The organism is Pseudomonas sp. SWRI154 (assembly GCF_014268645.1).
Lineage (GTDB): Bacteria > Pseudomonadota > Gammaproteobacteria > Pseudomonadales > Pseudomonadaceae > Aquipseudomonas > Aquipseudomonas marvdashtae.
This window is the reverse complement of record NZ_JABWQW010000009.1, coordinates 1-22,754: the sequence shown is the minus strand read 5'-3', so window position 1 is coordinate 22,754 and position 22,754 is coordinate 1. Positions and strand designations below refer to the sequence as shown.

21 protein-coding genes are annotated in these 22,754 nt (G+C 53.6%); 16 read left to right on the top strand and 5 right to left on the bottom strand.

Annotation, left to right across the window (positions count from 1 at the left end; genetic code table 11):
* Positions 1-90: 90 nt before the first annotated feature.
* The 6 genes from HU806_RS10335 to HU806_RS10310 all read left to right on the top strand — a co-directional run bounded on the left by HU806_RS10335 (position 91) and on the right by HU806_RS10310 (position 7,859).
* A complete protein-coding gene (locus HU806_RS10335) occupies positions 91-3,375 on the top strand; it encodes a type I restriction endonuclease subunit R (protein ID WP_186611287.1) in 3,285 nt (1,094 codons plus the stop codon).
* Between the two features lie 13 nt (positions 3,376-3,388).
* Entirely contained in the window at positions 3,389-4,099 is a 711-nt protein-coding gene (locus HU806_RS10330) for a YgjP family zinc-dependent metalloprotease (protein ID WP_186611286.1), read from the top strand.
* Between the two features lie 708 nt (positions 4,100-4,807).
* Entirely contained in the window at positions 4,808-5,893 is a 1,086-nt protein-coding gene (locus HU806_RS10325) for an ATP-binding protein (protein ID WP_186611285.1), read from the top strand.
* Positions 5,894-5,916: 23 nt separating this feature from the next.
* A complete protein-coding gene (locus tag HU806_RS10320) occupies positions 5,917-6,477 on the top strand; it encodes an ArsR family transcriptional regulator (protein WP_186611284.1) in 561 nt (186 codons plus the stop codon).
* 290 nt (positions 6,478-6,767) lie between these two features.
* The gene (locus HU806_RS10315; RefSeq protein ID WP_186611283.1) at positions 6,768-7,100 is read left to right on the top strand and encodes a YegP family protein; all 333 of its coding nucleotides are present in this window, start codon (positions 6,768-6,770) and stop codon (positions 7,098-7,100) included.
* Between the two features lie 417 nt (positions 7,101-7,517).
* Complete coding sequence (locus HU806_RS10310) at positions 7,518-7,859, top strand: hypothetical protein (protein ID WP_186611282.1); 342 nt, start codon at positions 7,518-7,520, stop codon at positions 7,857-7,859.
* Between the two features lie 324 nt (positions 7,860-8,183).
* Here HU806_RS10310 and HU806_RS10305 read toward each other — a convergent pair whose 3' ends face one another.
* The 3 genes from HU806_RS10305 to HU806_RS10295 form a co-directional block, all read right to left on the bottom strand.
* Positions 8,184-8,429 (bottom strand): hypothetical protein, encoded by a 246-nt coding sequence (locus HU806_RS10305; RefSeq protein WP_186611281.1) that lies wholly within the window; start codon positions 8,427-8,429, stop codon positions 8,184-8,186.
* 56 nt (positions 8,430-8,485) lie between these two features.
* Complete coding sequence (locus HU806_RS10300; RefSeq protein ID WP_186611430.1) at positions 8,486-8,872, bottom strand: helix-turn-helix domain-containing protein; 387 nt, start codon at positions 8,870-8,872, stop codon at positions 8,486-8,488.
* A 405-nt stretch (positions 8,873-9,277) separates the two neighbouring features.
* Entirely contained in the window at positions 9,278-11,035 is a 1,758-nt protein-coding gene (locus HU806_RS10295) for an N-6 DNA methylase (protein ID WP_186611280.1), read from the bottom strand.
* 452 nt (positions 11,036-11,487) lie between these two features.
* Between HU806_RS10295 and HU806_RS10290 the strand changes: the two genes are divergently transcribed.
* From HU806_RS10290 to HU806_RS10250, 9 genes are all read left to right on the top strand, one after another.
* Complete coding sequence (locus tag HU806_RS10290; RefSeq protein ID WP_186611279.1) at positions 11,488-12,216, top strand: hypothetical protein; 729 nt, start codon at positions 11,488-11,490, stop codon at positions 12,214-12,216.
* Positions 12,213-13,562, top strand: a complete 1,350-nt coding sequence (locus tag HU806_RS10285) for a TnsB C-terminal domain-containing protein (RefSeq protein WP_186611278.1) — start codon at positions 12,213-12,215, stop codon at positions 13,560-13,562. The genes HU806_RS10290 and HU806_RS10285 overlap by 4 nt, the downstream gene beginning before the upstream one ends.
* Before the next feature lie 424 nt (positions 13,563-13,986).
* Entirely contained in the window at positions 13,987-14,343 is a 357-nt protein-coding gene (locus HU806_RS10280; RefSeq protein WP_186611277.1) for a hypothetical protein, read from the top strand.
* A gap of 147 nt (positions 14,344-14,490) precedes the next feature.
* On the top strand, positions 14,491-14,829 hold the full coding sequence (locus tag HU806_RS10275) for a hypothetical protein (protein WP_186611276.1): 339 nt from the start codon (positions 14,491-14,493) through the stop codon (positions 14,827-14,829).
* Positions 14,830-14,859: 30 nt separating this feature from the next.
* Positions 14,860-15,297, top strand: coding sequence for an Xre family toxin-antitoxin system antitoxin (gene parS / locus HU806_RS10270; RefSeq protein ID WP_186611275.1), 438 nt, complete (start codon positions 14,860-14,862; stop codon positions 15,295-15,297).
* A gap of 113 nt (positions 15,298-15,410) precedes the next feature.
* Positions 15,411-15,635 carry an AbrB/MazE/SpoVT family DNA-binding domain-containing protein gene (locus tag HU806_RS10265; protein ID WP_186611274.1) on the top strand — a complete coding sequence of 75 codons (225 nt, stop codon included), beginning with the start codon at positions 15,411-15,413 and terminating at the stop codon, positions 15,633-15,635.
* 186 nt (positions 15,636-15,821) lie between these two features.
* Complete coding sequence (locus HU806_RS26465) at positions 15,822-16,958, top strand: hypothetical protein (protein WP_238350152.1); 1,137 nt, start codon at positions 15,822-15,824, stop codon at positions 16,956-16,958.
* Positions 16,959-17,119: 161 nt separating this feature from the next.
* Complete coding sequence (locus HU806_RS10255; RefSeq protein WP_186611273.1) at positions 17,120-19,216, top strand: RecQ family ATP-dependent DNA helicase; 2,097 nt, start codon at positions 17,120-17,122, stop codon at positions 19,214-19,216.
* Positions 19,216-20,559, top strand: a complete 1,344-nt coding sequence (locus tag HU806_RS10250) for a DNA-processing protein DprA (protein ID WP_186611272.1) — start codon at positions 19,216-19,218, stop codon at positions 20,557-20,559. The genes HU806_RS10255 and HU806_RS10250 overlap by 1 nt, the downstream gene beginning before the upstream one ends.
* Before the next feature lie 415 nt (positions 20,560-20,974).
* On the opposite strand, the gene HU806_RS10245 is transcribed toward HU806_RS10250, so the two are convergent.
* Both HU806_RS10245 and HU806_RS10240 read right to left on the bottom strand, forming a co-directional pair.
* Positions 20,975-21,427, bottom strand: coding sequence for an ImmA/IrrE family metallo-endopeptidase (locus tag HU806_RS10245; RefSeq protein ID WP_202884430.1), 453 nt, complete (start codon positions 21,425-21,427; stop codon positions 20,975-20,977).
* 140 nt (positions 21,428-21,567) lie between these two features.
* A complete protein-coding gene (locus HU806_RS10240) occupies positions 21,568-21,894 on the bottom strand; it encodes a helix-turn-helix domain-containing protein (protein WP_186611270.1) in 327 nt (108 codons plus the stop codon).
* Between the two features lie 355 nt (positions 21,895-22,249).
* On the opposite strand from HU806_RS10240, the gene HU806_RS10235 reads away from it, so the two are divergent.
* The gene (locus HU806_RS10235; protein WP_186611269.1) at positions 22,250-22,726 is read left to right on the top strand and encodes an Nmad2 family putative nucleotide modification protein; all 477 of its coding nucleotides are present in this window, start codon (positions 22,250-22,252) and stop codon (positions 22,724-22,726) included.
* Positions 22,727-22,754 lie beyond the last annotated feature (28 nt).

Genomic DNA, 22,754 nt, shown 5'->3' with positions numbered 1-22,754 from the left:
ATTCGCAAGCAAAGCCAAACCGGTGATGGCTCTATGGGGGTTTGGTATCGAAGTCGTCCGAGGGAAACCTCTAAGGTACAGGAGTACGCAATGAGCCAGTCACCGGAAAAAGTCGGTGTTGAGCTGCCCGCCATCAGTTGGCTGATCAAGCTGGGCTACACCCATCTACCCGGTAACCAGGTACAGGTTGAATATCGTCACCTGGCACCGGTATTGGACGATGTGTTGCAGGCTCGGCTGCTGATCCTCAACCCATGGCTGGCGAGCGCGCCCGGTGGCATCAGTGCCGCACTGATCGAGCTACGTAAACGAGTCAACGATGAGCTGTTGCCCGCCAACAAGGCGTTCTGGGAACAGGTGGTGCACCGTTCGGATATCCAGGTGAAGGACGTCGAAGGCAAGCCGCGCAGTGTGCGCTTTTTAGATGCCTGTAATGCAGCCAACAACGACTTCCATGTCGTTGATCAGTACGTGGGGCGTAATGCTGATGGGGATGTTTTCCGTCCCGATCTGCTGCTGTTTGTGAATGGCTTGCCCTTGGCCATCATCGAATGCAAAGCCAGCCATCACCGCCTGAATGAGGCCTTGGGGCAACTGGATGGCTACCAAAGCACGTTTCCAACTCAGTTTGTATTCAACCAGGTATGCGTTGGGCTAAATCGGCGTGAAGGGCTGTATGGCGCGATCCTTACCAAGCCTGCGTATTACGCCCGGTATCGGTTGCAGGCGCAGGAGACTGCCGCTGTTGCTGCCTTGTTAGGCGATGCTCCAAGTGAGCAGGAAAAGGTGCTGTGGGCATTGTTTGAGCCGAGCCGCTTCCTGCAACTGATCACACATTTTGTGCTGTTCGAAACCCGCGACGGCAAGACCGTGAAGAAGCTACCGCGCTATCAGCAATGGCGGGCCGTGCGAAAAACTGTGGATCGCCTAAGCGCGTCGAAACCAATTGGTGGGGTTGTTTGGCATACCCAGGGTAGCGGCAAGTCACTGACCATGGCCCTGCTCGCGCGCATGCTGCGTGCCGATAGCACGGGTTTGAACAACCCTACCGTCTTGGTACTGACCGACCGCAAAGACCTCGACAAACAGATCTTCGATACCTTCCATGCTGTGGGCATCAATGCCATTCAGGCCGTGTCGGTTGATGGCTTGCTGAAGATGTTGTCCAACGACTATGGCAGCGTTTTCACCAGTACCGTGCAGAAGTTCCAGGAGAACGAGCAGCCCGGCGAACAGCCCGCTGTGACTCCTGACGAAGAAGACGATGCCTTGCAAGCAACTCGGCATAGGCGGATTCGCGAGAAGAATGACTTCTTCATCGTGTATGAGCGCAATATCCGCCACCGGCAGCTGGATGACAATGGTGTGCTGTTGAAGGCCAAGTGGGAAGAAATCAGCCGGGAGAAGGTGCATTTCCGGGTATTGAGCACCAAGGCCAATTTCTATGTGCTGGTCGATGAAGCTCACCGTAGCCAGTACGACTTCCTCGCGGCATTTATGCGCGCCAGTTTGCCCAACGCCAAGTTCATCGCCTTTACCGGCACACCGTTGCTGCAAGAGGACAAACACACACTGGGCGAGTTTGGTGGTGGTGAATACATCGACGAATACCGCTTGCATGAAGCCGTGGCGGATGGAGCAACCCTGCCGATCAAATACCAGGATGCATGGGTGGCGTTGTCGGCCAATGCTGAACTGGATGCCGCTTTCAAAGAGCAGTTTGCCGACCAGAGTGGAGTTCGCCACCACGAGTTAAGGCGTGAGCTGCTGCGCCGCTGGCGTCAGGCCCGTGACCGTATGGAGCAGGTCGCCGAACATCTGGTCGAGCATTTCCTCAGTAACGTAAAGGCTAAGGGCTTGAAGGCCATGCTTGTGTGCGATGGTCGGGATATGGCAGTGCGTTACAAGGATCTGCTCGATGCAATCATGGTCGAACGGGCTAGCAGAGGGCTGCCAACCTTTGACAGCAAGGTGGTTATTTCCTTGGCCAGTATTACCTCTTCCCGGACGGGTGCTTCTGCGATGGAAGAGGCGGCAGAGTACGAAATAGACGCCGGCAAGATCCGAAGCATCGAGGAGCGGGTCAAGGCTGAGGTGAAAGCTGGAAAGACACCCGTGGCCATGCCGTCCGAGCAGATAGGCAATTTTGTCAGCAGGCTGTTTCCCCTTCCCTATGGGGAAGAAGATAACGGGCTGGATGGTAAGCCGCAGGCGAACAATGTGGGGTTGATCATCGTTTCCGATATGCTGCTGACGGGGTGGGATGCTCCAATTGTTGGCACCATGTACCTCGACAAGCCGCTTAAGGAGCACACCCTGTTGCAGGCTATCGCACGGGTAAACCGTACCTTGTCCGGTAAGAATGCTGGTTACATCGTGGATTATCACGGAGTAGTCGAGCACCTTGACCATGCGCTGAAGATTTATGGCGGCGAAGTGAAGCCTTCACAGGTCTGGGAAGGTGTTGAAACCGAACTGCCCAAGCTGCAAGCCACGCTCGACCGCACACTCAAACTGCTGCCCAAAAAGCATGACCCGGTAGCGCACCGCGAGGCATACAAAGACGACGCCGAGCGCTTCCTTGATCCGGCCACCAGGCTAGACATGGTCGAAGAGTTCCTGGACTTGGTGAAGCAGTTCAACCGCTCTGTGGACATTATCTTGCCGGATGTACGCGGTGTACCCTTCAAGCCCTACTTCACCCTGTTAGGTGAAATTCGGCTGATGCTGCGGGATAAACTGCCGGGTAATACCTACAAGGAACGCATCACTAAGCTGGAGTCCGCGCTGCTTCAACAGCTACTGGATGAGTACATCGCCGCCAGCCCGGCCAAGAGTCTGTTGGGCCGTGAGGTATCGATTCTGGATGCCAGTGATATGGAGCGCTTAAAGAAGCTGGCGAGCCCCGGTAGCCGCGCCTTGGTGATGAAAAACCAGCTGAAACAAACCATCGTCACCGGCAAGGACAAAGATCCAGCATTCTTTGACAAGATAGCTGAGGAGTTGGAAAAGTTGCTTGAGGAGGAAAAGGCGGGGCGCATTACCCAAGCCAAGTTCCTAGAGCAACTGGAGCTGTTCAGCCAGCGGATTCAGGATAAGGACAACACCGGTTTTAATAAGCCCGCGCATTCAGCGGTGTATCACTACCTTGCCGCGTTACTGGCTGAGAATACGGCAAGGGTGGCAACGACCAAGCTGTTCGAGGATGAAATGCTGAGTCGCGCTCTGGCGACTGAAAACTGGAAAAAAATGCCGGATACGCACCCTGACTTTAGAGACCATCTGCGAGGGGTATTGATGCCTCTGGCGGGTTGGGAGCGCTCAGTAGCGCGTGATCACGCCAAACGAATCTTCGATATCTTGCTGAAAAACTAACGCGGCGTTGCCCATGCCAGTATTGAATTACGGCCAAACAGCTATCGAGTGGTACTTCCAGCTCGATACGAAGCTCAAGCGCCATTACGTGACTGTGGAACGGGGGCGACCTGTTCTGTTGCGCGGGCCGCTGGTGGATGAGCCTGAACAAGAGGCTTTGGTGCTCCATCGTGCACGCTGGATTCGTGAAAGGCTGGCTCAGGTGAATCAGCCCCTGGCCAGCGAGCCCATCGTAACGGGCAGCCGTCTGCGCTATGCCGGGCGTACTTACTTCACCGAGGTAAGGCATGTGCCGGATATCCTCAAGCCCCGACTAACCTTCACAGCATCGCGTTTCATCGTTGATAACCCGGATGGTGTGAGTGTCCATCCCGATGCGCTGATGCCCTTGCTGGAGCGGTTCTACCGGGAGCGTGCTCACGAGAAATTGTTGGTGCGTGTCCGTCATTGGCAGCGAGAAACAGGCCTGCAAGCGACTGGCGCTCGTATCCGTCACTTCCAAAGCCGTTGGGCTAGCTGCGATGCGAACAACACCTTGGAGTTTCATCCGCGCGTGATGGAGCTACCTGCCAGCGTGCAGGATTACGTCATCGTCCATGAGCTGTGTCATACGGTGGAAAAGAACCACACCAAGACGTTCTGGGCGATCGTGGCTAGCCATATGCCGGATTGGCAGAGGCAGCATCAGGTGCTGGAGCGGGCGGCATTTGGCGATGCGGTGTGATATCTAGCTGAATCGTGCTTGGGTACGCTACCCCGCCAACCTGGCGATCATCGGCACGCTCAATATGGACGATCCCACCCACAATCTCTCTGACAAGGTACTGGATTGCGCCTACACCCTAGAGTTCTGGTACGTTGACATGGCTGCCTTCCCCGGCTGGGCTACTACCTCGCTACCGGAGGACTTGAAGCAAACAGCGAAAGACCTGTTGTCGCAACTGGTCAAGGCGTTGGAACCCGTCCGTTTGCATTTCGGTTGGCGAACCATTGATGACGTGCTCAGGCGGCAGAGGCTCCGAGCCACTGCATTCTGCTTCTCCCAGGAGCGAAGGATGTGCCAAGCCTTGGCGAATTGACCTTCATTCACACTCATGGTGTCGGTGCTATCACGGTTACCTAACGGGGCGGGATTCGCGTTCCTGACGGCTTTGCTCAAGGACTGGCTAACGTCCCTCCGAGTCGTTGGAGGCGTTGGCATAAGAGTTTAGTTTCATTGCTGCCATAGGAAATTACCCACCTGTGAGTCGAATCGCGCATAGTGCTGGATCTAATCGGTCAGATAGGCCATCGTATTGCCATCTAACGCGTAAACCCTTTGGATGCTCTTCTAGCAAGACCGCCTGTAAGGGACAGTGGCTTGGTGAGGGCGATAGAGTGTCGTCCTGAGGAACCAGGCTTAGCCAAGGAAACTAGGTGGTTTTTTGCTTTGATGATTGCTGAAATCGTACGCTTTCTCAGGTTGAATCCGGGAACGAAGGGAAGGGAAATTGCACGGCAGCTGGGTGTCGAGAAAGGGGCCGTTAACTCCCTTCTCTACAAAAACCCTGAAACATTTACCCATGATGATGAGCAACGCTGGTCGTTGGCTGCGGGTAACAAGCTGACGGTTGTGCTCGAAGAAGAGGCCTGGGTTGGAGCTGCATCGTTTGAAGAGGTGCTGGCAGCCACTGGATCACCTCTTGATGGAAACTGCTCTGAGGTCGCTTTTGTCGTGCCCAAAGGTTGCAAGATCATGGTCGACGCGGCAGCCAGGCTTTTAGCGTTGTGCAACCAGCTTGTGATGGTGGGTAAGACTGCCTCGATTGACCTTAGCGCGTGCAGAACGACCCTGACCTATTTCAATCGTTTGGGCTTTTTTGACCACTTGGCAGGAAAAGTGGACGTGATCCCGCAGCGTCCTGCTCATTCCGGAGCTGTAGCCTACCGTGGTAACAACCAGGGGGTGGTCGAACTTGCCTCCATTGATCATCGGACCCCTGACGAGTCGATCCCTAAACGCCTGAAAAACAGCCTAGTGAATTGTGCTGGAGAGCGCTATTCACAATCAGCATTCACGTTTATCTCGGAGCTATTCGGAAACGTGAGGGATCATGCCAAGTCGGAAATTCCGGGCTTTGCTGCGCTCCAGTATTACCCGAAAGGTAAGAAAATCCAGACAGTGATTTCTGACAGCGGGATTGGCATTGTGGGCAGCCTACAACCCGTACTGGAGCATAAATACCAGGAACTATTTCGGCAGCTCGATTTCTCAAAGCCTGAGGCAGGGCCGGAGTTGGTATTGCATGTCTTTAAGCAGGGTCGCATCTCCAGCTCTGAGGATGACGGCCGTGGTCTCGGCTTGAAACGTAGTGGCGATGTGGCAGCGGGTTTCAATGCAACCGTCACCGTAAGGCAGAAAAATTTCGAGCTGACAATGGTTTACAGCGATGGTCAGTTCAATAGGAGCGTCTCGCGCGTGAATATGCCGACCATTTTGGGAACGCATATCTGCTTCGACTTCTTTATTGACAGCTAAGGCTCTCTCGTTAAACTGGGCAAATGAATCAGAAATCTATCTCTGTCAACCTAATCGACTTCACTGAAGACGACCATCCCTTCGGCAACGTTCAGGGTAAGGCCGCTTTTGCGAAGCTGCTCGATTTCGTTCACTCGCACCCGCAGATCTCCACATTTGGGATCTCCCTTGCTGGCATTGAGGCGACTGATGCATCCTTTCCGAGGGAAAGTGTCGTTGCCGTGGCTAAGCTTTTCAAGGGGGAGCGTGGCTTCTACCTCAAGAATGTGAAGAGCCGAGATCTGCTCGACAACTGGAGCTATGCGGCCCAAGCGAAAGAGATCCCCCTGACAGTTTGGGCGGACGATCGCTATGACGTCATCGGTCCAGAGATCAGCCCTTCCAATCGAGAACTGCTGGAGTGTGTGCTGTCTCAGCGTTCAGTTACGGCAGCGCAAGTAGCGGAAATGCTGGAGATCTCGGTTCCTAATGCCAGCACCAAGTTAAAAAAGCTCAAGGACCAGGGGTACATCCTTAGGGCTGAGGAAGCAGCCGAATCGGGTGGCATCGAGTACGTTTACCTCGCCATCGGAAATTCTGATTAAACCGCTTTACAAATCCAGAACCTGGGCGTAAGGTTTGTTCCGACGGCAAGGGATTTATACATTCCCTGGTTAAACTGGATCAATAAAGCAGAATGGTGACTGATATGGCTACTAACCCTCCAAGTGGTGATGGGCATCGCAATGGTGCGGTGCGCCAACGCTCTCAAACTCAAACTCCGTCTGGCCACTGGGTCAAGCGTGACACCGAGACTGGTCAGTTCATGGACGTAAAAACCTCGGATAAGACGCCTTTCAAAGGCGTTCGGAAAGAGAAATAGGAGAGCCTGAACATGAGCGCCAAATACGAAATTTTCATGGGAACGGACCGTCAGTACTACTTCCGTCTGAAGGCCCCGAACGGCGAAAAGATCCTGGCCAGCGAAGGCTATACCACCAAGGCGAACTGCCAGAATGGTATCCAGTCCGTGAAGGTCAACTCCCCCTATGACGGCAACTACAAGAAGTTGACGTCGGTAAACAGCCAGTACTATTTCACCCTTCATGCAAGCAATGGGCAGGTAATCGGGAAGAGTGAAACCTATACCACTGCTCAATCCCGGGATGGTGGTATTGCGGCAGTCAAGGCGTATGGCCCCACTGCTCCGGTGGTCGACCTCACCTGATCTGTAGTGCTTGCATAAAGCCCTCGCGCTGCGAGGGCTGATCTGCGTGGTGCCAGTCGAGAGGGATCTACTCCTTATAGCAATACGGCCTGCCGGTCGTTTGATGCCTTCTGCTCCACACTGATAGCCTACAAGCTACGAGGTTTGCGACCTCTTCAGCAGCAAAGGCTTCAAAGTGGTGAGCGATTCCACACTGGTTGCAAAATTACGGGCCGAGAATTGGCGACTTATAGCCGAATCGTGCTTGGATAGTTACCGATAACCAAAATAGGGCAAACGTCCTGATTTTTTGGCCAGAAAGCGCCGACTCGAGTGAGGAATATCCCTCAAGTGCCGATAAGGAATGTAGCGTTGAATTAGGTACACCCGCCTGTCAACGGAAGATAGATCAGCGAAAAAAGTCAAAAGGAGTCGCCGATGTCAGTTCAAACCTACACGTGTGGTCATTGTCACTTTCAATTCAACGGGGGGGTGACCACCTGTCAAGGTTGTCTCGGGACAGTTGTTTGGGGGGCTACCCAGAAAGAGAAACATGAAGCGGGACTGTTCGGAGCGGTCATCGGGGCCGGCATAGGTGGCTTGGTGATGTTTGGTCTACCTACAGCACTCAATAAGTACCTTGGCATGGATGTAGCGATGGGCTTTGGTTTCGGTGTTGGAGCGCTCGCATCTATCGCAGTTTTTGGGCTCATTGGTTACGTCAAAGGATCCCTCAGTGCCGAGAAGCAACATCGTGGCGAGTGCCGAACATTTCGTTAACTCGATAAAGTTAAGCAGGACGGGAAGTAATTCCAAGGCGATCACTAAAGCACTGACCGCGAAAAAAACCCCAGGGCTCTCAAAAACGCTGGGGTTTTTCTTTGTCTGAAGATCGGCTAGCGTCGCCGGGTAACGGAGTGGGAAGATCACTTTTTACCGCAAAAAAACATGGCGCCTAATGCCTACGGGCAGGTCGAGGTATCGCTTAACATAACGTTAGCTGCATTATTTGCAGCAATGCCGGGCAACTGGGACAACGCGACGGGCTCACTGAGTGAACCCGATCAATTGGCGACAGGTGTCCCAAGACCCGACTTTAATCGGTCAGATCTGCAACTTTTTGTAAACGGCGATGCTTCCCGCCATGCGTGCGAATACCAGCCCATAGCGCTCAGGGTTAGCGCGTACGTGTTTGCCGAAGCGATGACGTGTGGTTCGTTGCAGTGGCGCCCAAGGCCTTTCGCCAATGATCTCGCGAATCTTGCGCTCTTGGCCGAACGGCATTGCTGCAACGTTGTGTTTCAGGGTTTCCGAAGCCTTGTCCCAATGCGAAGCCTGCGTAGTGTTCATTTGTGGAACCTTTAAGTTGCAACTTTAATCATTGGTTGATGATGGTTTTGTGCGCATCAACCACGAATGGTGATTTCGATGCGGTCGACGTCCACACCAAACGTAAGTGCCAGACCGGCTTTGGCTTCCGCGAGAGTCAGAGCCTTCGCACCTTCAGCATTCGTTGTACTGTTTTCCCCATCGGCTGAGGGAGTAAGGGGCGTTTGCACCAGCGATCCCAAAATGTCGTCTGGAATGTCGTACCCGAGCGCTTTGTTCAAGGCCAGCCAAGTGGTGTCGACACGAGGTCGAGCGAACTCCCCGCAGTCAGATTCTTCGTAGCGACGCGGCATGACCACATGGATCTTGGCTTCGCGGGCCAAGGCCGAGCGACTCATGCCAAGCGACTCACGACGGGCTTTCAGGGCGGCTGGGAACTCGGGAGAGGATGGGTAGGGAAGCATGTTGACTCCTAGGCAGTGGCTGTAGGAGCAAATCTATCTTGTCACTGGTAACTCGTCAATTAAAAGTTGCAACTTATAAGGTTGGCTGCTGGTACCCCTCAGGGTCCGCTGAGCGACCTCAGCGAGAAGCTGGGTCACGCTGCCCTATTGCAGCTAGCGTCAAAAACTCGGCTGAAAGGGCCGTCTGTTCGCGTTTAAGCTCGATGGCCGCTTCAAGCCGCGTTTCAGCGTCCACTGCGTCGCACATTTTCTCGGCATCCAGTTCATCTGGCACGAGTACCTACAACTTTTTAAGTGATGAGAGTTGAAGCGACGGCATCGTCGCACCGACCATCAAGCGACTCTGAGCACTTGGCCTGCCATTGAGCGTAGAAACGTCAGAAGAAGACTACGGTGCAAATCGGTTTAGAGTATCCACAGCGCTGAGGCAATCTTGGACTGCTTTTGACGCAACGCCTCAATCTCGGACTGCACGGACGCCTCCTCTTCCAGAGCTTCGACGGCCATTCCTTGTTGCACGATATTCATCGTAGGTATTTCCAGTTCTTTGAGCGCCGAACCTTGCAGCGTGGGAATGCTGCTCCCTACTACCAGTCGACTGAGTTGGGCTTGACCCATGGGCGAACGTAAGTAGACCGTCAGCGCCCCTGGGTCGTAATGGCCAGAGGACCGGGTGCGTAGAATGGCCAACGATTGACCTGCGACCCACCCGCCCGCTCCTCTTTCAGGAGCGGATTTCACCATGCCGACTCTCCCCACTGCCCCTTTTAGGCAAATCAACACGTCGTTTCGCTGGATAAAATAACTCTGCGCCTTGGGAGTGCTGAGGTCGAATAATGAGTCTTTGCTTGCACTTAGCACGTACCCATAATCAGGTAAGTCGGCAGCCTGAACTTCTCGAACAGATACGCCTTGCGCGCTCGTTGCGTGCTGGCGCGCACGGACAACTTCAAAGTGATCGAACATTTTGGTGGTGTGCTGCATGGCCAGCACTGCACTCAGTTTGCGAGTTTGCTCGTCGAGCAAATAGCGGCCTAGCTCAAGATTGCATTCATCTCGCGCAATCGCGCTGACGGCCACATTGATCGCCATCGGATTGTTATCGCGGTCCCGCGTTGCCCTAAGCAGCTGTGGAAGGTTGGCCAGTTCAGTGCATCTTTTGGATCCGCTCTCGGTGAACTCCTCCGTTATCTTCACGAATCGAATGGAGTCGGAAGGTTTCACCGTATCGAGAATAAGCACTGAATTGGCAGTCGAAGATCGTGAGAACAGCCCGTCAGGTAGTCCGATGACGGTGTGGATCATCCGTTTCTGAAGCAAATCAGCTCGAAGCAGCCTTTCAGCGCCCGCATTAAAGAGTAAGCCATTCGGGACGACGACCACGATTTTGCCGTGGGTCTGGGCCAGGAGGTGTCTGACACTCAGAACGATGTTCGAATGGGTTTTTTCTGGAAAACGTTCGTGTGGATCGTTCTCGATGTCTTTCAATGAATAACGCTGAGCTGGTTCAAGGATGCTCAGGCTGACCGGGAATTGTTTGAGTTGGCCCGACTCTGACTGGGCAGGCGATAGAACCGGGTCGTTTTTGTAAATCTGGGGGTATGCACCACTGAGCTGAGCCAACACCAGATCCACCGCCAACGGTGTGGATGACTCGATCCAGCAATCAATGTTTCTACGACGACAGCGTGCCGCGAGTTGGCCTGACCGTTCCCATGGAAGGTAGATGTGATCAGGAGCGTCAAAAGTCGCGAGGGAAACCAGAAAACTGGCCAGGCTAGGGGCAATAGCGCTCGTCGCTGGTGTTGGTTCAGATGACCAATACATTACGTCGTCTGCACACCATTTCCGCAGCCCTTGCTTCTCCAGCAGGACGACCTTTTCAATTAACAGTGGAAGGTGCCGCAAGAGAGTCGCGTCGACTGTCCAAGATGTACTGGTCAGGTGAGAGGAAATCAGCGGCTGTACGCATCTGAAATTCTCTGCTTGCTCCCGCGGCGACAGGTTCATTTGACGGGGTAGCGTGAGATCCACCGGTAGAGATTCGGTACGCGATAAGCTAGCCCACGCCGTGGTTTGCAAAACCAGCGGCAGAGCTTCGGCCCAAGACAGGTCAACGAAAACCGCCATCAACTGTTCGAGGAGTTGCTCATCTTGGGTCATTGGCGTCTCGTGCAGGTGGAGGGACAGAGCGTATTAGGTTAAACAAATTCGCAGCCATCGTCAAAAAAGTATTGATTACTTTTTTAGGTCTCGCTATGCTTCGGCTCGTTAAAGCAAGCTGATGTGGGAGGTATGAACGCTAACGGACCATCTCTAACACCGTATTTGGACGTTAGTAGAGGTGCCGAGAATGGCGATTGCTGCCTTAGGTTAGTTGCGTAGGCATTTATCCGCTACCACTGGTCTAAAATTATTCGTAACTTAATTTATTTATTATATCTAATTGAATTATGGGAGGTTTTTCAATTTGTTGAATTGCTGGGAAAAATTTTGTTCCATTGTCTTTTATTGTTTAAGTAAGCACAGTTTTTATAGTTAATTAGATATTAAAGTCATTTGACTTTCTTCTACGACGAATAACACTTTCCAGTGCATCGTAGGAGCACACCAGCATGATCAAAGACATCGATAGTCCCTCTTTTGCAAGGGATGTTTCCCGCAGAATAAAGCGTGGGCGACGCGCACTCGTATTCAAATCGCTGAAAAGCAAGGGTGGCGATTTGCGCGTTGAAAGCGCGCTTGAGCGCGATATCGGGGTGATGCTGGATATTGATCCGCGCGTGATCGAACTGACGGCGCAGCCCTTCTCTCTCGAATTGCAGAGCAACGAGGTGCTGCCATCTCGTCAGCATTACTGTCCACGGCCAGGCGTTAAGCCGCGTTTCTACACACCCGATTTCCTCTGCCGACTTGATGATGGGAGCGCTCTGGCCATTGATGCCAAGCATTCTCGGTTTATTGAGGAGTTCGAGGCTAAGCGTGCAGGCATTGAGAGCGGTCTGCGCCAGCACGGTATTGGCTTCATGATTATCCCGGACAGCGCAGTGTCGCCGACGGTCATGCAGGCACTGTCTAGTCTGCACCATCTGCGAGCTGGGTATCTTGAGTCGACTCGTGCAACAGCGGAAAGAGAAATAAGCACCTTGCTCGACTCCCGTTCCGACTGGTTGACCGAAGAACTTTCCTTGCATTTGACGTCTGGCCGAATCGGAGTGCTTGCGGGTCTGCTGACTGGGCTGCTGACGGCCGATTTTTCCATTCCCCTCTTCTCGCCAACCAGCACAGTACGTGCGGCTAATGGCGATCTGTCTCACCTCCAGGTTTTGGAGGTGTACCCATGAACCGCGCCTTGTCAGTCGATAGCATCATCCTCGAACGCGACCAGGTGCTCCGGGTAACGTCCATTCGCCCGGAGATCTCTCAAATTGTCCTGCAAGGCTCGCGGGGTGAAGAGTTCGTCCTAAACACCGATGATTTTCAGCAACGTTTCGCGCAAGGCCAATACCGTCGTGTCTACGGCCCACCGATGTCCGCCGTCCAACCCATGCCGGTGCGCAACTTGACACAGAGTGAGCGCAATACGCTGGATCAACGGCTGGAGCTGCTTGAGAACATTGACGAAGCGCGTCGTGACGGTTGCTCCTGGGCAGAGACGGTTGAGAGTCTGAAAGCCCGCTGCAACCAGTTGAAGGTGGCCCTACCCTCCACGCGGACGATTCAGCGTTGGCGCAAGTCGTCGAGCCTCGCTAGCTCAATGGACCAACTGGCACCGCGATTCAGTGCCCGTGGCAACAAACGTCGGATGCAGACCCTTGAAGATCTGGATTTCGAGGAAACCGTGACCGATGAAATCATGCGGTCGTATTTTCAGACCGACAAGTTCAACGTCAGCCAAATCACCAAATTGGTGAATCACCAGTGCCGAGAGCGTGCCGCTCAGCGCAATGCGCCTTTTCGTGGCATTTCACGTCGCAGTGTCTCTCGTCGTATTCACGCGATGGAGCAAACTATGATTATCAAAGGCCGAGTGTCGAAAGCTACACACGATCAAGAGATGCGCACGGCAATCCGCAAGTTGTTGGTGGCGCGTCCGTACGAAAGGGTTGAAGTCGATGCGACTCCACTTGACATCATTTGCTGCGATGCACAAGGCCAGCCGATTGGCCGACCCACTTTGTATGCTGGCATTGACGCGGCCACGGGCGCAGTTCCCATGCTCAAATGCGGCATCAAAAAGCCCTCTCAGGACTTCGTATTGTCCGCGCTTGAATTTTGCTTTTCGCCAAAAGGTGAGGCATTCAGCGAGCGTTATCGGCTAAACAATCCCTGGTTGGTTCCGGCGGCAATCGAGACGATCGTTCTCGACAATGCGCAGGAACATCACGGCGGTGTGGTGCTGAATGCACTGCGTTATCTGAACACCACGATTGACTACCCGATGGCTGGAAAGCCGCAGGCCAAACCATTTATCGAGCGGTTTTTCGGCACGCTGAAGTCTGGTCTGATCAATACGCTACCTGGATCCACGAAGTCGCAGTCGTCATTGGAGCGTGACCCCATTGGTCGTGCGATGAAGGAGCGTTTGTACACCGTCGTGGAGCTTGAGGCTTTGATATTACCCAGCTCTCGCGTCTTCGCGGTTGGAAGCATGAGTCGATTAAGGAATGGATTGAGACCGGTTTTTTGAAGGCGCATCGAGACTCAGTCAATGGCAAATTGCATTGGGTGATTCCGCTGTCCGGGTTGTTGGAGTTCACCTCTGAGTTTGCCGTGCTAGCCGACTTGGCGCGCCGCAACGATACGAAATCCATTTGGATGTTGCGAGGATTGGTACCCGGCGGGGTTGAACCTGCGCTCGCACCAAGAACCGGCCAGGGTACTAGACGCGGCGTATTGCTGCGCATCGACGATTTGGTCAGGGCAGCCCAGCCCAGCAAACGAGAGCGTTTCAGTACCTCTCCCGTGTTGGCATAAGGGCTGGTTGTACGGCGCGAGCGTTGAGTGGCGAAGTAACTGAGCCATGTGCGCCTATCGATCCTAAGTGTGCCCGCCTTCGCAGTGAGTGTGATGGCTGGCGAGGTACTGCTTCAATCGGGTTCTGGAGGTAAGCAATGGCTCCTGTCAGTCATTACGCTTTACGCCAGCTGGCGCGCGCCAGGCGCACGGAGTTTGAGGCTCCCGTGACGGGTTATCTGATCAACGTGCGGATGGTTGCCTGTTGTTGTGTCGGGCAAGTGTACGGTCATGCGAAAGCGAGACCGGATGGTTGGCTGCGTGACGGACACACGATTCGAACGTCGGACATTTATCGCGTCGAAGAGCGGGAACGTCATTGGGTCTGCATTACAGCGAGCGGCAGCTTTTATGTGATCGTCAGTTTTGCCCGAGAGGGTGGCCGTCGATTATTGGACGCATTTCTCAAGATTTCGCTGAAAGGGGTTCATCCCACGGCACGCCACTGCCAGTAGAGGCCGCGTAAACCTGTTTTTTTGCGTAAACCGCACCGGTTTACGCAAAAAAACAGGTTTACGCAGCCTCAGTCGAGACTGTCAGGTGCATTCCGTTGGCTGACTCGGCATCCATCGATGCGTCCATCCCGAGGTGGAGGTGAATCAATGCTGACCGACCGAAAAGTGCGAATGTTGCTCAGCGCCCTGCTGGAAAGTTACCCCGAGCAGTGGATCACCGGCTACCTCCTCGATGCCTACATCAGCAGTTATTGCGTGATAGGTACGGTTTACAAGAGCTTGGAGTACCGTGATGGGGCATTGATCCTTTCGGAGCCAATTAGCCAAGTGCTGGAGTATCAGCATCGGTATTTGATTGAAACAAGCGACCGCGAGCGCTTTCTCATCGTGAATTTTCACACTCACGGAGGACGCAAGTCCCTGACGCATTTGCTGAGCTTATTCAGCACCGCTGCACGACTGGGCTCGCGATACTGCCTGCATTGATTGAGGTGTTCTACCGCTTGGAGAAACGCGATGAGCCTGTTAGCCCATGACGGCCAGATGAAGGATGCCTATTGGCAGCGTTTGGGCCTTCCTTCGCAAGGTGAGCACCTGCTGGGCCTGGTTCGCCTCGGCTTCCCCTTTTCTGTGTGGGATTACCTGATCAGCGTGTTTCAGCTGACGTCCTCTGAACTGAGGGCATGGCTTTCGATTTCCTCCTCAACGTTGCGACGCCGACGCCAGCGCGGGCGGTTTAATAGCCGTGAAAGCGATCAACTGTTTCAAATCGCCTTGGTGCTGGTGCACGCGAGCTGTCTCTTCGAGGGTGATACCGGCATGGCCAAAGGGTGGATGGACACGCCGCAGTATGGACTCGGTGGGCGTCGTCCAAAGGACATGCTGGCCACGGCCGTCGAGAGACAGGCGCTGCTAACGTTGATTGGACAAGTCGAACATGGCGTCCTGAGCTGACAGCGAATTCAAACCGTTGTTCAAACGGCCTACTGCGAATTGCACTGGGGTCAGCCGTGGGTCGATCTGCCCTTCTGCCACCGAACTGTTGCAATGAACCTGAGGACATCCTGATGAATACGCTGGTACTGCGTCGCTTCAAAGGGGCCCTGGTCCTCACCTTGCCGGATGAATTTGTGGCGCAGAACCACTTGACGGCGGGTTCGGTGGTGGAATGCTCCAGGGTCGGTCAGGACATGCTGATCGTGCGGCCGGGTCGCAAAAAGCTGAGTCTGGAGCAACTGCTCGCTGATACACCAGAAGACTCGCGGGTGAAGGGGTGGGAATCGCCGGGTTGATGGCCGTGTGGACACCGGGGCCATGCACAACCTCGCGCTGCGTTCAGGAAGCCGTTCACCCGAACCAGGCGTGGCTTTATCAGGAACCCACGGCGCGCACGCCAGGGTCCGGGGGCTTGTTGAGTGGTGCTCAGCGCAGACCTATAGGGAGTCGAACCGCGCTGCGCATAATCGAGGATTCGTTCAATGACTGAGCTGTATGACCGGGCAAAGCTGCTGGGTGAGGTCTGGTCCGAGCCGGTGCAACTGGTGGCGCCACGCTACGGCCTGTCCGACGTCGGACTGAAAAAGCTCTGTGCTCGCTTACAAATCGCAACCCCGCCACGCGGTTATTGGGCCAAGGTCAAGGCCGGCAAGCGCGTGCCCCCTCGCTCCAAGCTGCGGGAATACACCGGCCATCCCGGTTATCTGTATCGACCCGCCGGACAACCCACTCTTCAGGCCCAGGCCGCTGAAGCCGTGGACAGCCGGCTACAGCACGTGCTGAGCTTTGAGCAGCAGCCCGAAAACCAAATTGTGATACCGGAGCGCATGACGATATGGCATCCCGTTGTGGCGGCTGCTCGCGAGGCATTGGCCCGACCGATCATCGATCAGCGCGGAATGCCCCAGACGCGCGGCCACGGGCTGAATATTTCGGTTTCTGCCGCGCTGAAAAGTCGCGCCTTGAGAGTGGCGGACACGCTGCTGAAGGCCTTGGAGAAACGTGGGTATGCTGTTCAGCAAGGGAAACACCAAGTCGAGGTCGTGATGTTTGGCGATGCACTGCGTTTACGTCTTTATGAGCCGTCCTTGCGTTCAGATTACTTGCCATCGGCTGCTCAGTTAGCCGAAAAAGCCAAGGGCGGCTGGAGCTATCGGCCGAAATGGCAATTCACGCCGTCCGGGCGACTCCAGGTGATGGCCGATGATGGTTATGGCGGAAAAATCACGGATTCGGATCGTCACTCGGTGGAGCAACAGCTCAACAAACTCATTGGTCTGATGGCCACCAGAGCGGTCGGGTTTCTGGTTCGCAATGAACATCAGGCGATTGAAGACGCCGAGCGTCAGCGCGTTCGCGCCATTGCGCTGGAGCGAAAACGTCGACAAGACGCGGAAAAACAGCGGCTGGCGAAGCTTGAAGTCGATGCGCAGAACTGGCGGCGTGCGCAAGCCATTCGTGAGTATCTCAATGCTTTGGAGCAGACCGCCGAACGCCACGAGCTTTCGGCGGAGCAACTAGAACTGCTCCATTGGGGGCGCGAAAAAGCGGATTGGCTTGATCCGCTCAAGCCTGCCACTTTCGATCTTCTCGACGACGTCGTCCAAGCTCCTTCATAACCGCAGACAATCACCATCCGGACAGCTTTCGATATGGCCTGCGCGTTGGTGTGAGGCTCCATTGCATCCCAGAGACAGAATGTGCTCTGCTGCGTCTTGATAGAACCCACGAGGCTCTGCCTGACTCCAGTGAGCCGCCGGCATACGAAGGATCGATGAAGATGAATCGCAATGACGCGGAACAGCTACTCAAGACAGCTTTAAGTGATCCAACAGCACAGTTTCGCAGTGGGCAATGGGAAGCGATTGATGCGTTGGTCAATCAACGACAGAAACTCTTGGTTGTTCAGCGTACGGGATGGGGAAAAAGCTCGGTCTATTTCATAAGCACGCGGATTTTGCGTGATCGTGGGGTGGGCTTAACAATTATCATTTCCCCTCTGCTCGCCCTAATGCGAAACCAGATTGAGGCTGCCAATCGCTTGGGTATTCGGGCTAGAACCATGAACTCAAGTAACCGCGAGGACTGGGAGCAAGTAAAGCAGGGTGTTCTAGCCGATGAGCTGGATTGTTTGTTGATCTCACCAGAGCGACTCGCCAATGACGGCTTTGTGGAGGAAGTTCTGCAACCGATTGCGGATCGGATCGGCTTGATGGTTGTGGATGAGGCTCACTGCATTTCCGACTGGGGTCACGACTTTAGACCCGATTACCGAAGGATCGTAAATATCCTGCGAGTATTACCCGCGAATACGGCTGTATTGGGGACTACCGCTACAGCTAACGACAGGGTGATAGCCGATATTCTCGAACAGTTGGGCGAGATAGAAATCCAACGTGGGCCATTAGTTCGCGAGAGTTTGGCTTTACAAACGCTGCCCCAGTTTGATCAGGCATCCAGATTGGCATGGCTGGCTGAGACCATTCCACAGCTTGAAGGGGCTGGCATTGTTTACGCCCTTACGCAGAGTGCTTCTGAGCAGGTCGCTGAATGGCTAATTAGAAACGGGATAGATGCCGCTGCTTACCACAGCCAAATAACGCATTCTGATTTCGCCGATACCAGCACCTATCGCCACCATCTAGAAGATCGACTACTGCAAAATGATATTAAGGTGTTGGTCGCTACAGGTGCGTTGGGTATGGGCTATGACAAGCCCGACTTGGGTTTCGTGATCCACTATCAGGCACCAGGCTCCATCGTCGCTTATTACCAGCAAGTTGGGAGAGCTGGCAGGGCAATTGATCACTCGCTAGGCATCCTGCTTTCAGGTCCAGAAGATGATGATATTCATGCCTTTTTTCGACGCTCTGCTTTCCCTTCACCGGAGCAAGTAACGGAAATTCTGGATACGCTTTCGCGTTTTGATGGGTTGAGCGTTCCCTCGTTAGAGACGCACACTAATCTCGCCCGCGGCGAAATCGAAAAGGTACTGAAATACCTCAGTGTTGAAAATCCTGCTCCTCTGATTAAGGATGGTCCCAAGTGGTTGCGCACCCCCATCCATTACCAGCTAGATGAGGAACGGATCACCCGCTTGACTCATTTGCGCGAGCAGGAATGGCAGCAAGTTCAGGATTATTTACAAGAACGGGGCTGCTTGATGACGTTTCTGAGACGGGCGCTGGATGATTCGGAAACTGAAGACTGCGGTCGCTGCGTCAATTGTCTTGGTCAGGCGATTTTGCCGAGCGCGGTTAACCAAGGGTTGGTGCACTCTGCTGCAACCTATATGCGTAATGCTGAAATGCCAATTACTCCCAGAAAGCAGACGGCCACAGGTGCATTTGAACAGTACGGTTTCCCCTATAACCTTCCCTCGGAAATTCAGGCTCACGAAGGTCGGGTGCTATCACGCTGGCGTGATGCAGGTTGGGGGCAGCTCGTCGCCGATGGAAAGGCCGGGAACCATTTTGACGATGACCTTGTGGATGCCATGTTAGATATGATTACTGCACGTTGGAGGCCTGAGCCGGCTCCAACATGGATCTGCTGCGTTCCCTCCTTTGGCCACCCTGAGCTTGTTCCTGATTTCGCGCGCCGACTGGCGGCGAAGCTCAACATCCCGTTTATCGATGCAGTGCACAAGACACGTCATAATCAAGCGCAAAAGCTGCAACGAAATCGCTTCCATCAGTGCCAGAATCTTGATGGAGTATTTGAAATTGTAGGGGCTGTACCAAACGGACCTGTACTGCTGCTCGATGACATGGTCGACTCCGGATGGACTCTAACCGTCATCGCAGCATTGCTCCGACGAGCCGGAAGCGGTCCGGTCTACCCGACAGCTCTCTCTTCTACGGCATCACATGACTAATGATTAACCCTAACACCCAAGCAATTTTGTTGCTCACCGCTCATTTCTCTAAGGCCACAGGAGAGGCCAAGCCTCTTTCGCCTAGCGAATGGGGGCGCTTCGCTTTATGGTTGAATGAGCAGGGGAACACCCCTGCGCAGTTGCTCGCGCTCGATTCTCTTGCACTGTTGCGAGGTTGGTCAGATACCAAGATTCCTGTATCGCGTATTGAGCAGTTGCTTGGGCGTGGCCATGCGTTGGCCTTAGCAATGGAGAAATGGAGTCGAGCGGGTATCTGGGTCCTCACTCGTTCGGATCAGGATTATCCTTGGAGGCTGAAAAAGTACCTGCGTACAGATGCCCCTCCTGTGTTGTTTGGCTGCGGTAACGCTAAGTTGTTGAACCAGGCAAGTATTGCAATCATAGGTTCGCGCAACGCGGTGGACGCTGATCTAGATTTCACCCGGAAGGCCGGACAAACGTTTGCCGAGGCGGGTATTTCAGTGGTTTCCGGCGGTGCAAGAGGTGTTGATGAGGCGGCAATGCTTGGATGTTTGGAGATCGAAGGTACGGCTTGTGGCGTGATGGCTGATAGCCTATTGAAGGCAGTAACTTCGTCGAAATGGCGTAGTGGTTTGATGAGTAACAATCTAGTACTCATTTCACCCTTTCATCCAGAGGCGGGTTTTAATGCGGGCAACGCTATGGCCCGTAATAAATATATTTATTGCCTCAGCCAAGCTGCACTGGTTGTTCATTCAGGTATCAAGGGAGGCACTTGGAATGGTGCTATAGAAAACCTCAAGCATGGGTGGATACCTCTGTGGGTGAAGAGGACCTCGGATCTTGATGCAGGCAACGCAGAACTTGTAAACAGGGGCGGACATTGGTGTAGCGATAAGCTTGATGAGCTAGCCGCCGTGGCGCTGTCAGCACCTGTAGCGTCTTCTTCTGTGCCCAGTGATGATCTGTTGTCAGTCAAGAGCACCTTCAAAGAAGAAGTTCGTAGGGACATCGCTGGCCTAGAACAGCCTTCAAAGCAGAATCATGCTCTCGCGTCAAAACGTCCTGCGTCGGTCATTGCAGGTAGTGGAGGGCTACGTGGGTTGGATAGTGAAGAGGTCCCCCTGTTGAAGGAAGAGCCTTTCGAGCTAAGCTTCTATCGTTTTTTTCTTCAAAAGTTGGAGAAGATGGACGAGCCTCATACAACTGAATCACTCGCTGAACGTTTTGAACTTCCCAAATCGCTGGTTGTTCAATGGTTGGCCCAGGCGGCTGATGAAGGGGTGGTAAAAAAGTTGACTAAGCCTGTTCGTTATCAGTCCCTACGGGTTAAGCAACAGTTGGGATTAGGTATCGATTGAATTTTTAGACATGTTTTTTTTCTACGGGCATGAGCAGCTACTCACCTGCGGCGCAGATGGAACGGTAAAAGCAGACCCCGGAAGGTCTGCCTATTCACCTGCCGTTCGTCAGAACAAAGACAATTGGTCAGGATGCGAGCGCCAGTGCTGGCAAACGCTTTCCCACCGCCCAAAGCGGAACCGGCGGTACTGACGCACCCAAACGCTCTTCACTGTTGAGTAAGCCATGTGAGGCCCTCCCGTGAAAATTGAAGGGTTTTTGCTTGCCCTGACCTACTGCTGGTACTACACTCCCGGCGTCTTCCTCAAGACATCGGTGCAGAGATCAGGGTGGTTTGGTTGACCCTTTTTCACCTCACCAAGGCCCAGAAGTGTTTGCGGCACTTCTTGGGCTTTTTCTCTAGAGTCTATTTATTTAGATAAATAGACTCCTTTGTCCAGTAATTTTGCCTTCCTTAACCAATCGATCAATTCTGAAGCGAGCGCTTTGAACGCTGGTTCCACAAATTTTTGCTAGGTGTTCGGCGGACTCTGCCTCTTTACATGCTTCTAGGGGCATCATAATTGCTGCCGTTAGAGCCTTGGCTTGCCATTCAGAGTCTTCGTAAAATTGGTGCTTTTTCAGCTGTGCTCCTCGGTGCAATTTTGCCGCGTGCTTGAGCACGATGTGCGCCATCTCATGAATGACGGTGCTTCGTCCAAATACATTTCCTTTCTGAAGCAATTCGTAGATGTCTTCTCTGACGACTACGAGCCCCTGGTCCGGGATGGTAAATGCTGCGCATTCATCCAGCTCCGCAACCTCTTCAATTCTGTAATTGAAGCCAGCTTGAGGAAGGGTGTGCTCTAAGATTCGGCAGCAATCCAAGCTATATGTCTCTCCTTGGAGAGTTGGAAGTACCTTTCGGACTCCCAACGCTACCTCTTCTAGAGAGCCATAGCTGTGTGGGCTGACTCTCAGGCCCGATGGACTTCGTAAATTCCCATTCGAGTAGAGTGTTGTCACTGTCAATCCTCTTTTGACGTCCTTCGGTTTACCCAATTCAATATATCGTCACCCGGAGTAGCCCCTTCTTGCAGGCGCCTAGCGAATGCCGCCACAAGACCCCTTGCGTTGGAGTCAAGCTCAGCAGTGCTCACCACATCCTTCGATTGTTCTGCGGAAATTCTTAGCTGGCAGATCTGTTCATCAGTTGCACGACTAGCAAAAAACTCCAATGCCGCTTCAATGTGCTTATCCGAAAGTCTTTTTTCACCATACTCGATGCCACTCAGATGAGCCGAGCTAATCCCCATGGCCTCAGCCATCGCCTTCAGGGACAGATCGAATTTCATTCGAAGCAGCCGTACAGCTTCTCCAAACGGTGTCAGTCTCATATTCCCACCTCGGTTCCCCTGCGATACCCCAGCTTTTCTATCAAGAATCTTTGTTCTCTATTTAGAGAAGATAGTAGCTGTGAAGATTCGTGCCGTCAATGTAGTTGACTTCATATTTGGCTCCACCGAGATTGGAATCGGTTCAGTCAGTTGAGGTGGGTCATACCAGAATCGATGAATAGGGCTTCTTTCGTCAGTGCGATGTATTGAACGGTTCACTTTGACTCTCAGAATTACACCGCTTGATAACACCACCTCGTGCGCCTCCTGAAGCCCGGAAGGCAGATTGCAATACAGATTAGGGGAGGTCTTGATGCAACTATTCAGCTACAAGATGACCCACGATACGGGGTTCGCGCCTAACCCGTTTGGCTACACACTCACCCTTGCGACCTGTAAACCCATGATTCGCCGGACTAAGCATGAAGGCCAATGGATTGCAGGTTTCACGTCAGTTGCGCTGACCGGTGATCGCGTCGGTGAAGAGCGATTGATTTATCTGATGCGGATTGGTGAGAAGCGTCATTTGCGTGATTACTTCACCGATCATCGTTTTCAAGACAAGGTTCCGGACATGCAAACGCCTGGACCCGTACCCAAGGCAGGCGACAATATTTATCGTCCCTTAGTATCCGGGGCATGCGAGTTTTCCCACTTCGAACAGCTCAAAAACCCGAACCACTGGGCCGATTCTGGGCCTAGCGAATTCGACCTAAAACGAGATATTTGTCAACACCGGTTGAAAACTGACCCACCCTACCGAAGTAAAACTGACCCACCCCGGCGGTAGTTAAAGTCTGTTTATAGCTTCGGCGAAG

What these genes read in the sequence shown, in the direction of transcription:
- HU806_RS10335 (WP_186611287.1), top strand. Translation starts at nt 91, where the DNA reads ATGAGCCAGTCACCGGAAAAAGTCGGTGTTGAGCTGCCCGCCATCAGT.
- HU806_RS10330 (WP_186611286.1), top strand. Translation starts at nt 3,389, where the DNA reads ATGCCAGTATTGAATTACGGCCAAACAGCTATCGAGTGGTACTTCCAG.
- HU806_RS10325 (WP_186611285.1), top strand. Translation starts at nt 4,808, where the DNA reads ATGATTGCTGAAATCGTACGCTTTCTCAGGTTGAATCCGGGAACGAAG.
- HU806_RS10320 (WP_186611284.1), top strand. Translation starts at nt 5,917, where the DNA reads ATGAATCAGAAATCTATCTCTGTCAACCTAATCGACTTCACTGAAGAC.
- HU806_RS10315 (WP_186611283.1), top strand. Translation starts at nt 6,768, where the DNA reads ATGAGCGCCAAATACGAAATTTTCATGGGAACGGACCGTCAGTACTAC.
- HU806_RS10310 (WP_186611282.1), top strand. Translation starts at nt 7,518, where the DNA reads ATGTCAGTTCAAACCTACACGTGTGGTCATTGTCACTTTCAATTCAAC.
- HU806_RS10305 (WP_186611281.1), bottom strand. Translation starts at nt 8,429, where the DNA reads ATGAACACTACGCAGGCTTCGCATTGGGACAAGGCTTCGGAAACCCTG.
- HU806_RS10300 (WP_186611430.1), bottom strand. Translation starts at nt 8,872, where the DNA reads ATGCTTCCCTACCCATCCTCTCCCGAGTTCCCAGCCGCCCTGAAAGCC.
- HU806_RS10295 (WP_186611280.1), bottom strand. Translation starts at nt 11,035, where the DNA reads ATGACCCAAGATGAGCAACTCCTCGAACAGTTGATGGCGGTTTTCGTT.
- HU806_RS10290 (WP_186611279.1), top strand. Translation starts at nt 11,488, where the DNA reads ATGATCAAAGACATCGATAGTCCCTCTTTTGCAAGGGATGTTTCCCGC.
- HU806_RS10285 (WP_186611278.1), top strand. Translation starts at nt 12,213, where the DNA reads ATGAACCGCGCCTTGTCAGTCGATAGCATCATCCTCGAACGCGACCAG.
- HU806_RS10280 (WP_186611277.1), top strand. Translation starts at nt 13,987, where the DNA reads ATGGCTCCTGTCAGTCATTACGCTTTACGCCAGCTGGCGCGCGCCAGG.
- HU806_RS10275 (WP_186611276.1), top strand. Translation starts at nt 14,491, where the DNA reads ATGCTGACCGACCGAAAAGTGCGAATGTTGCTCAGCGCCCTGCTGGAA.
- parS (WP_186611275.1), top strand. Translation starts at nt 14,860, where the DNA reads ATGAGCCTGTTAGCCCATGACGGCCAGATGAAGGATGCCTATTGGCAG.
- HU806_RS10265 (WP_186611274.1), top strand. Translation starts at nt 15,411, where the DNA reads ATGAATACGCTGGTACTGCGTCGCTTCAAAGGGGCCCTGGTCCTCACC.
- HU806_RS26465 (WP_238350152.1), top strand. Translation starts at nt 15,822, where the DNA reads ATGACTGAGCTGTATGACCGGGCAAAGCTGCTGGGTGAGGTCTGGTCC.
- HU806_RS10255 (WP_186611273.1), top strand. Translation starts at nt 17,120, where the DNA reads ATGAATCGCAATGACGCGGAACAGCTACTCAAGACAGCTTTAAGTGAT.
- HU806_RS10250 (WP_186611272.1), top strand. Translation starts at nt 19,216, where the DNA reads ATGATTAACCCTAACACCCAAGCAATTTTGTTGCTCACCGCTCATTTC.
- HU806_RS10240 (WP_186611270.1), bottom strand. Translation starts at nt 21,894, where the DNA reads ATGAAATTCGATCTGTCCCTGAAGGCGATGGCTGAGGCCATGGGGATT.
- HU806_RS10235 (WP_186611269.1), top strand. Translation starts at nt 22,250, where the DNA reads ATGCAACTATTCAGCTACAAGATGACCCACGATACGGGGTTCGCGCCT.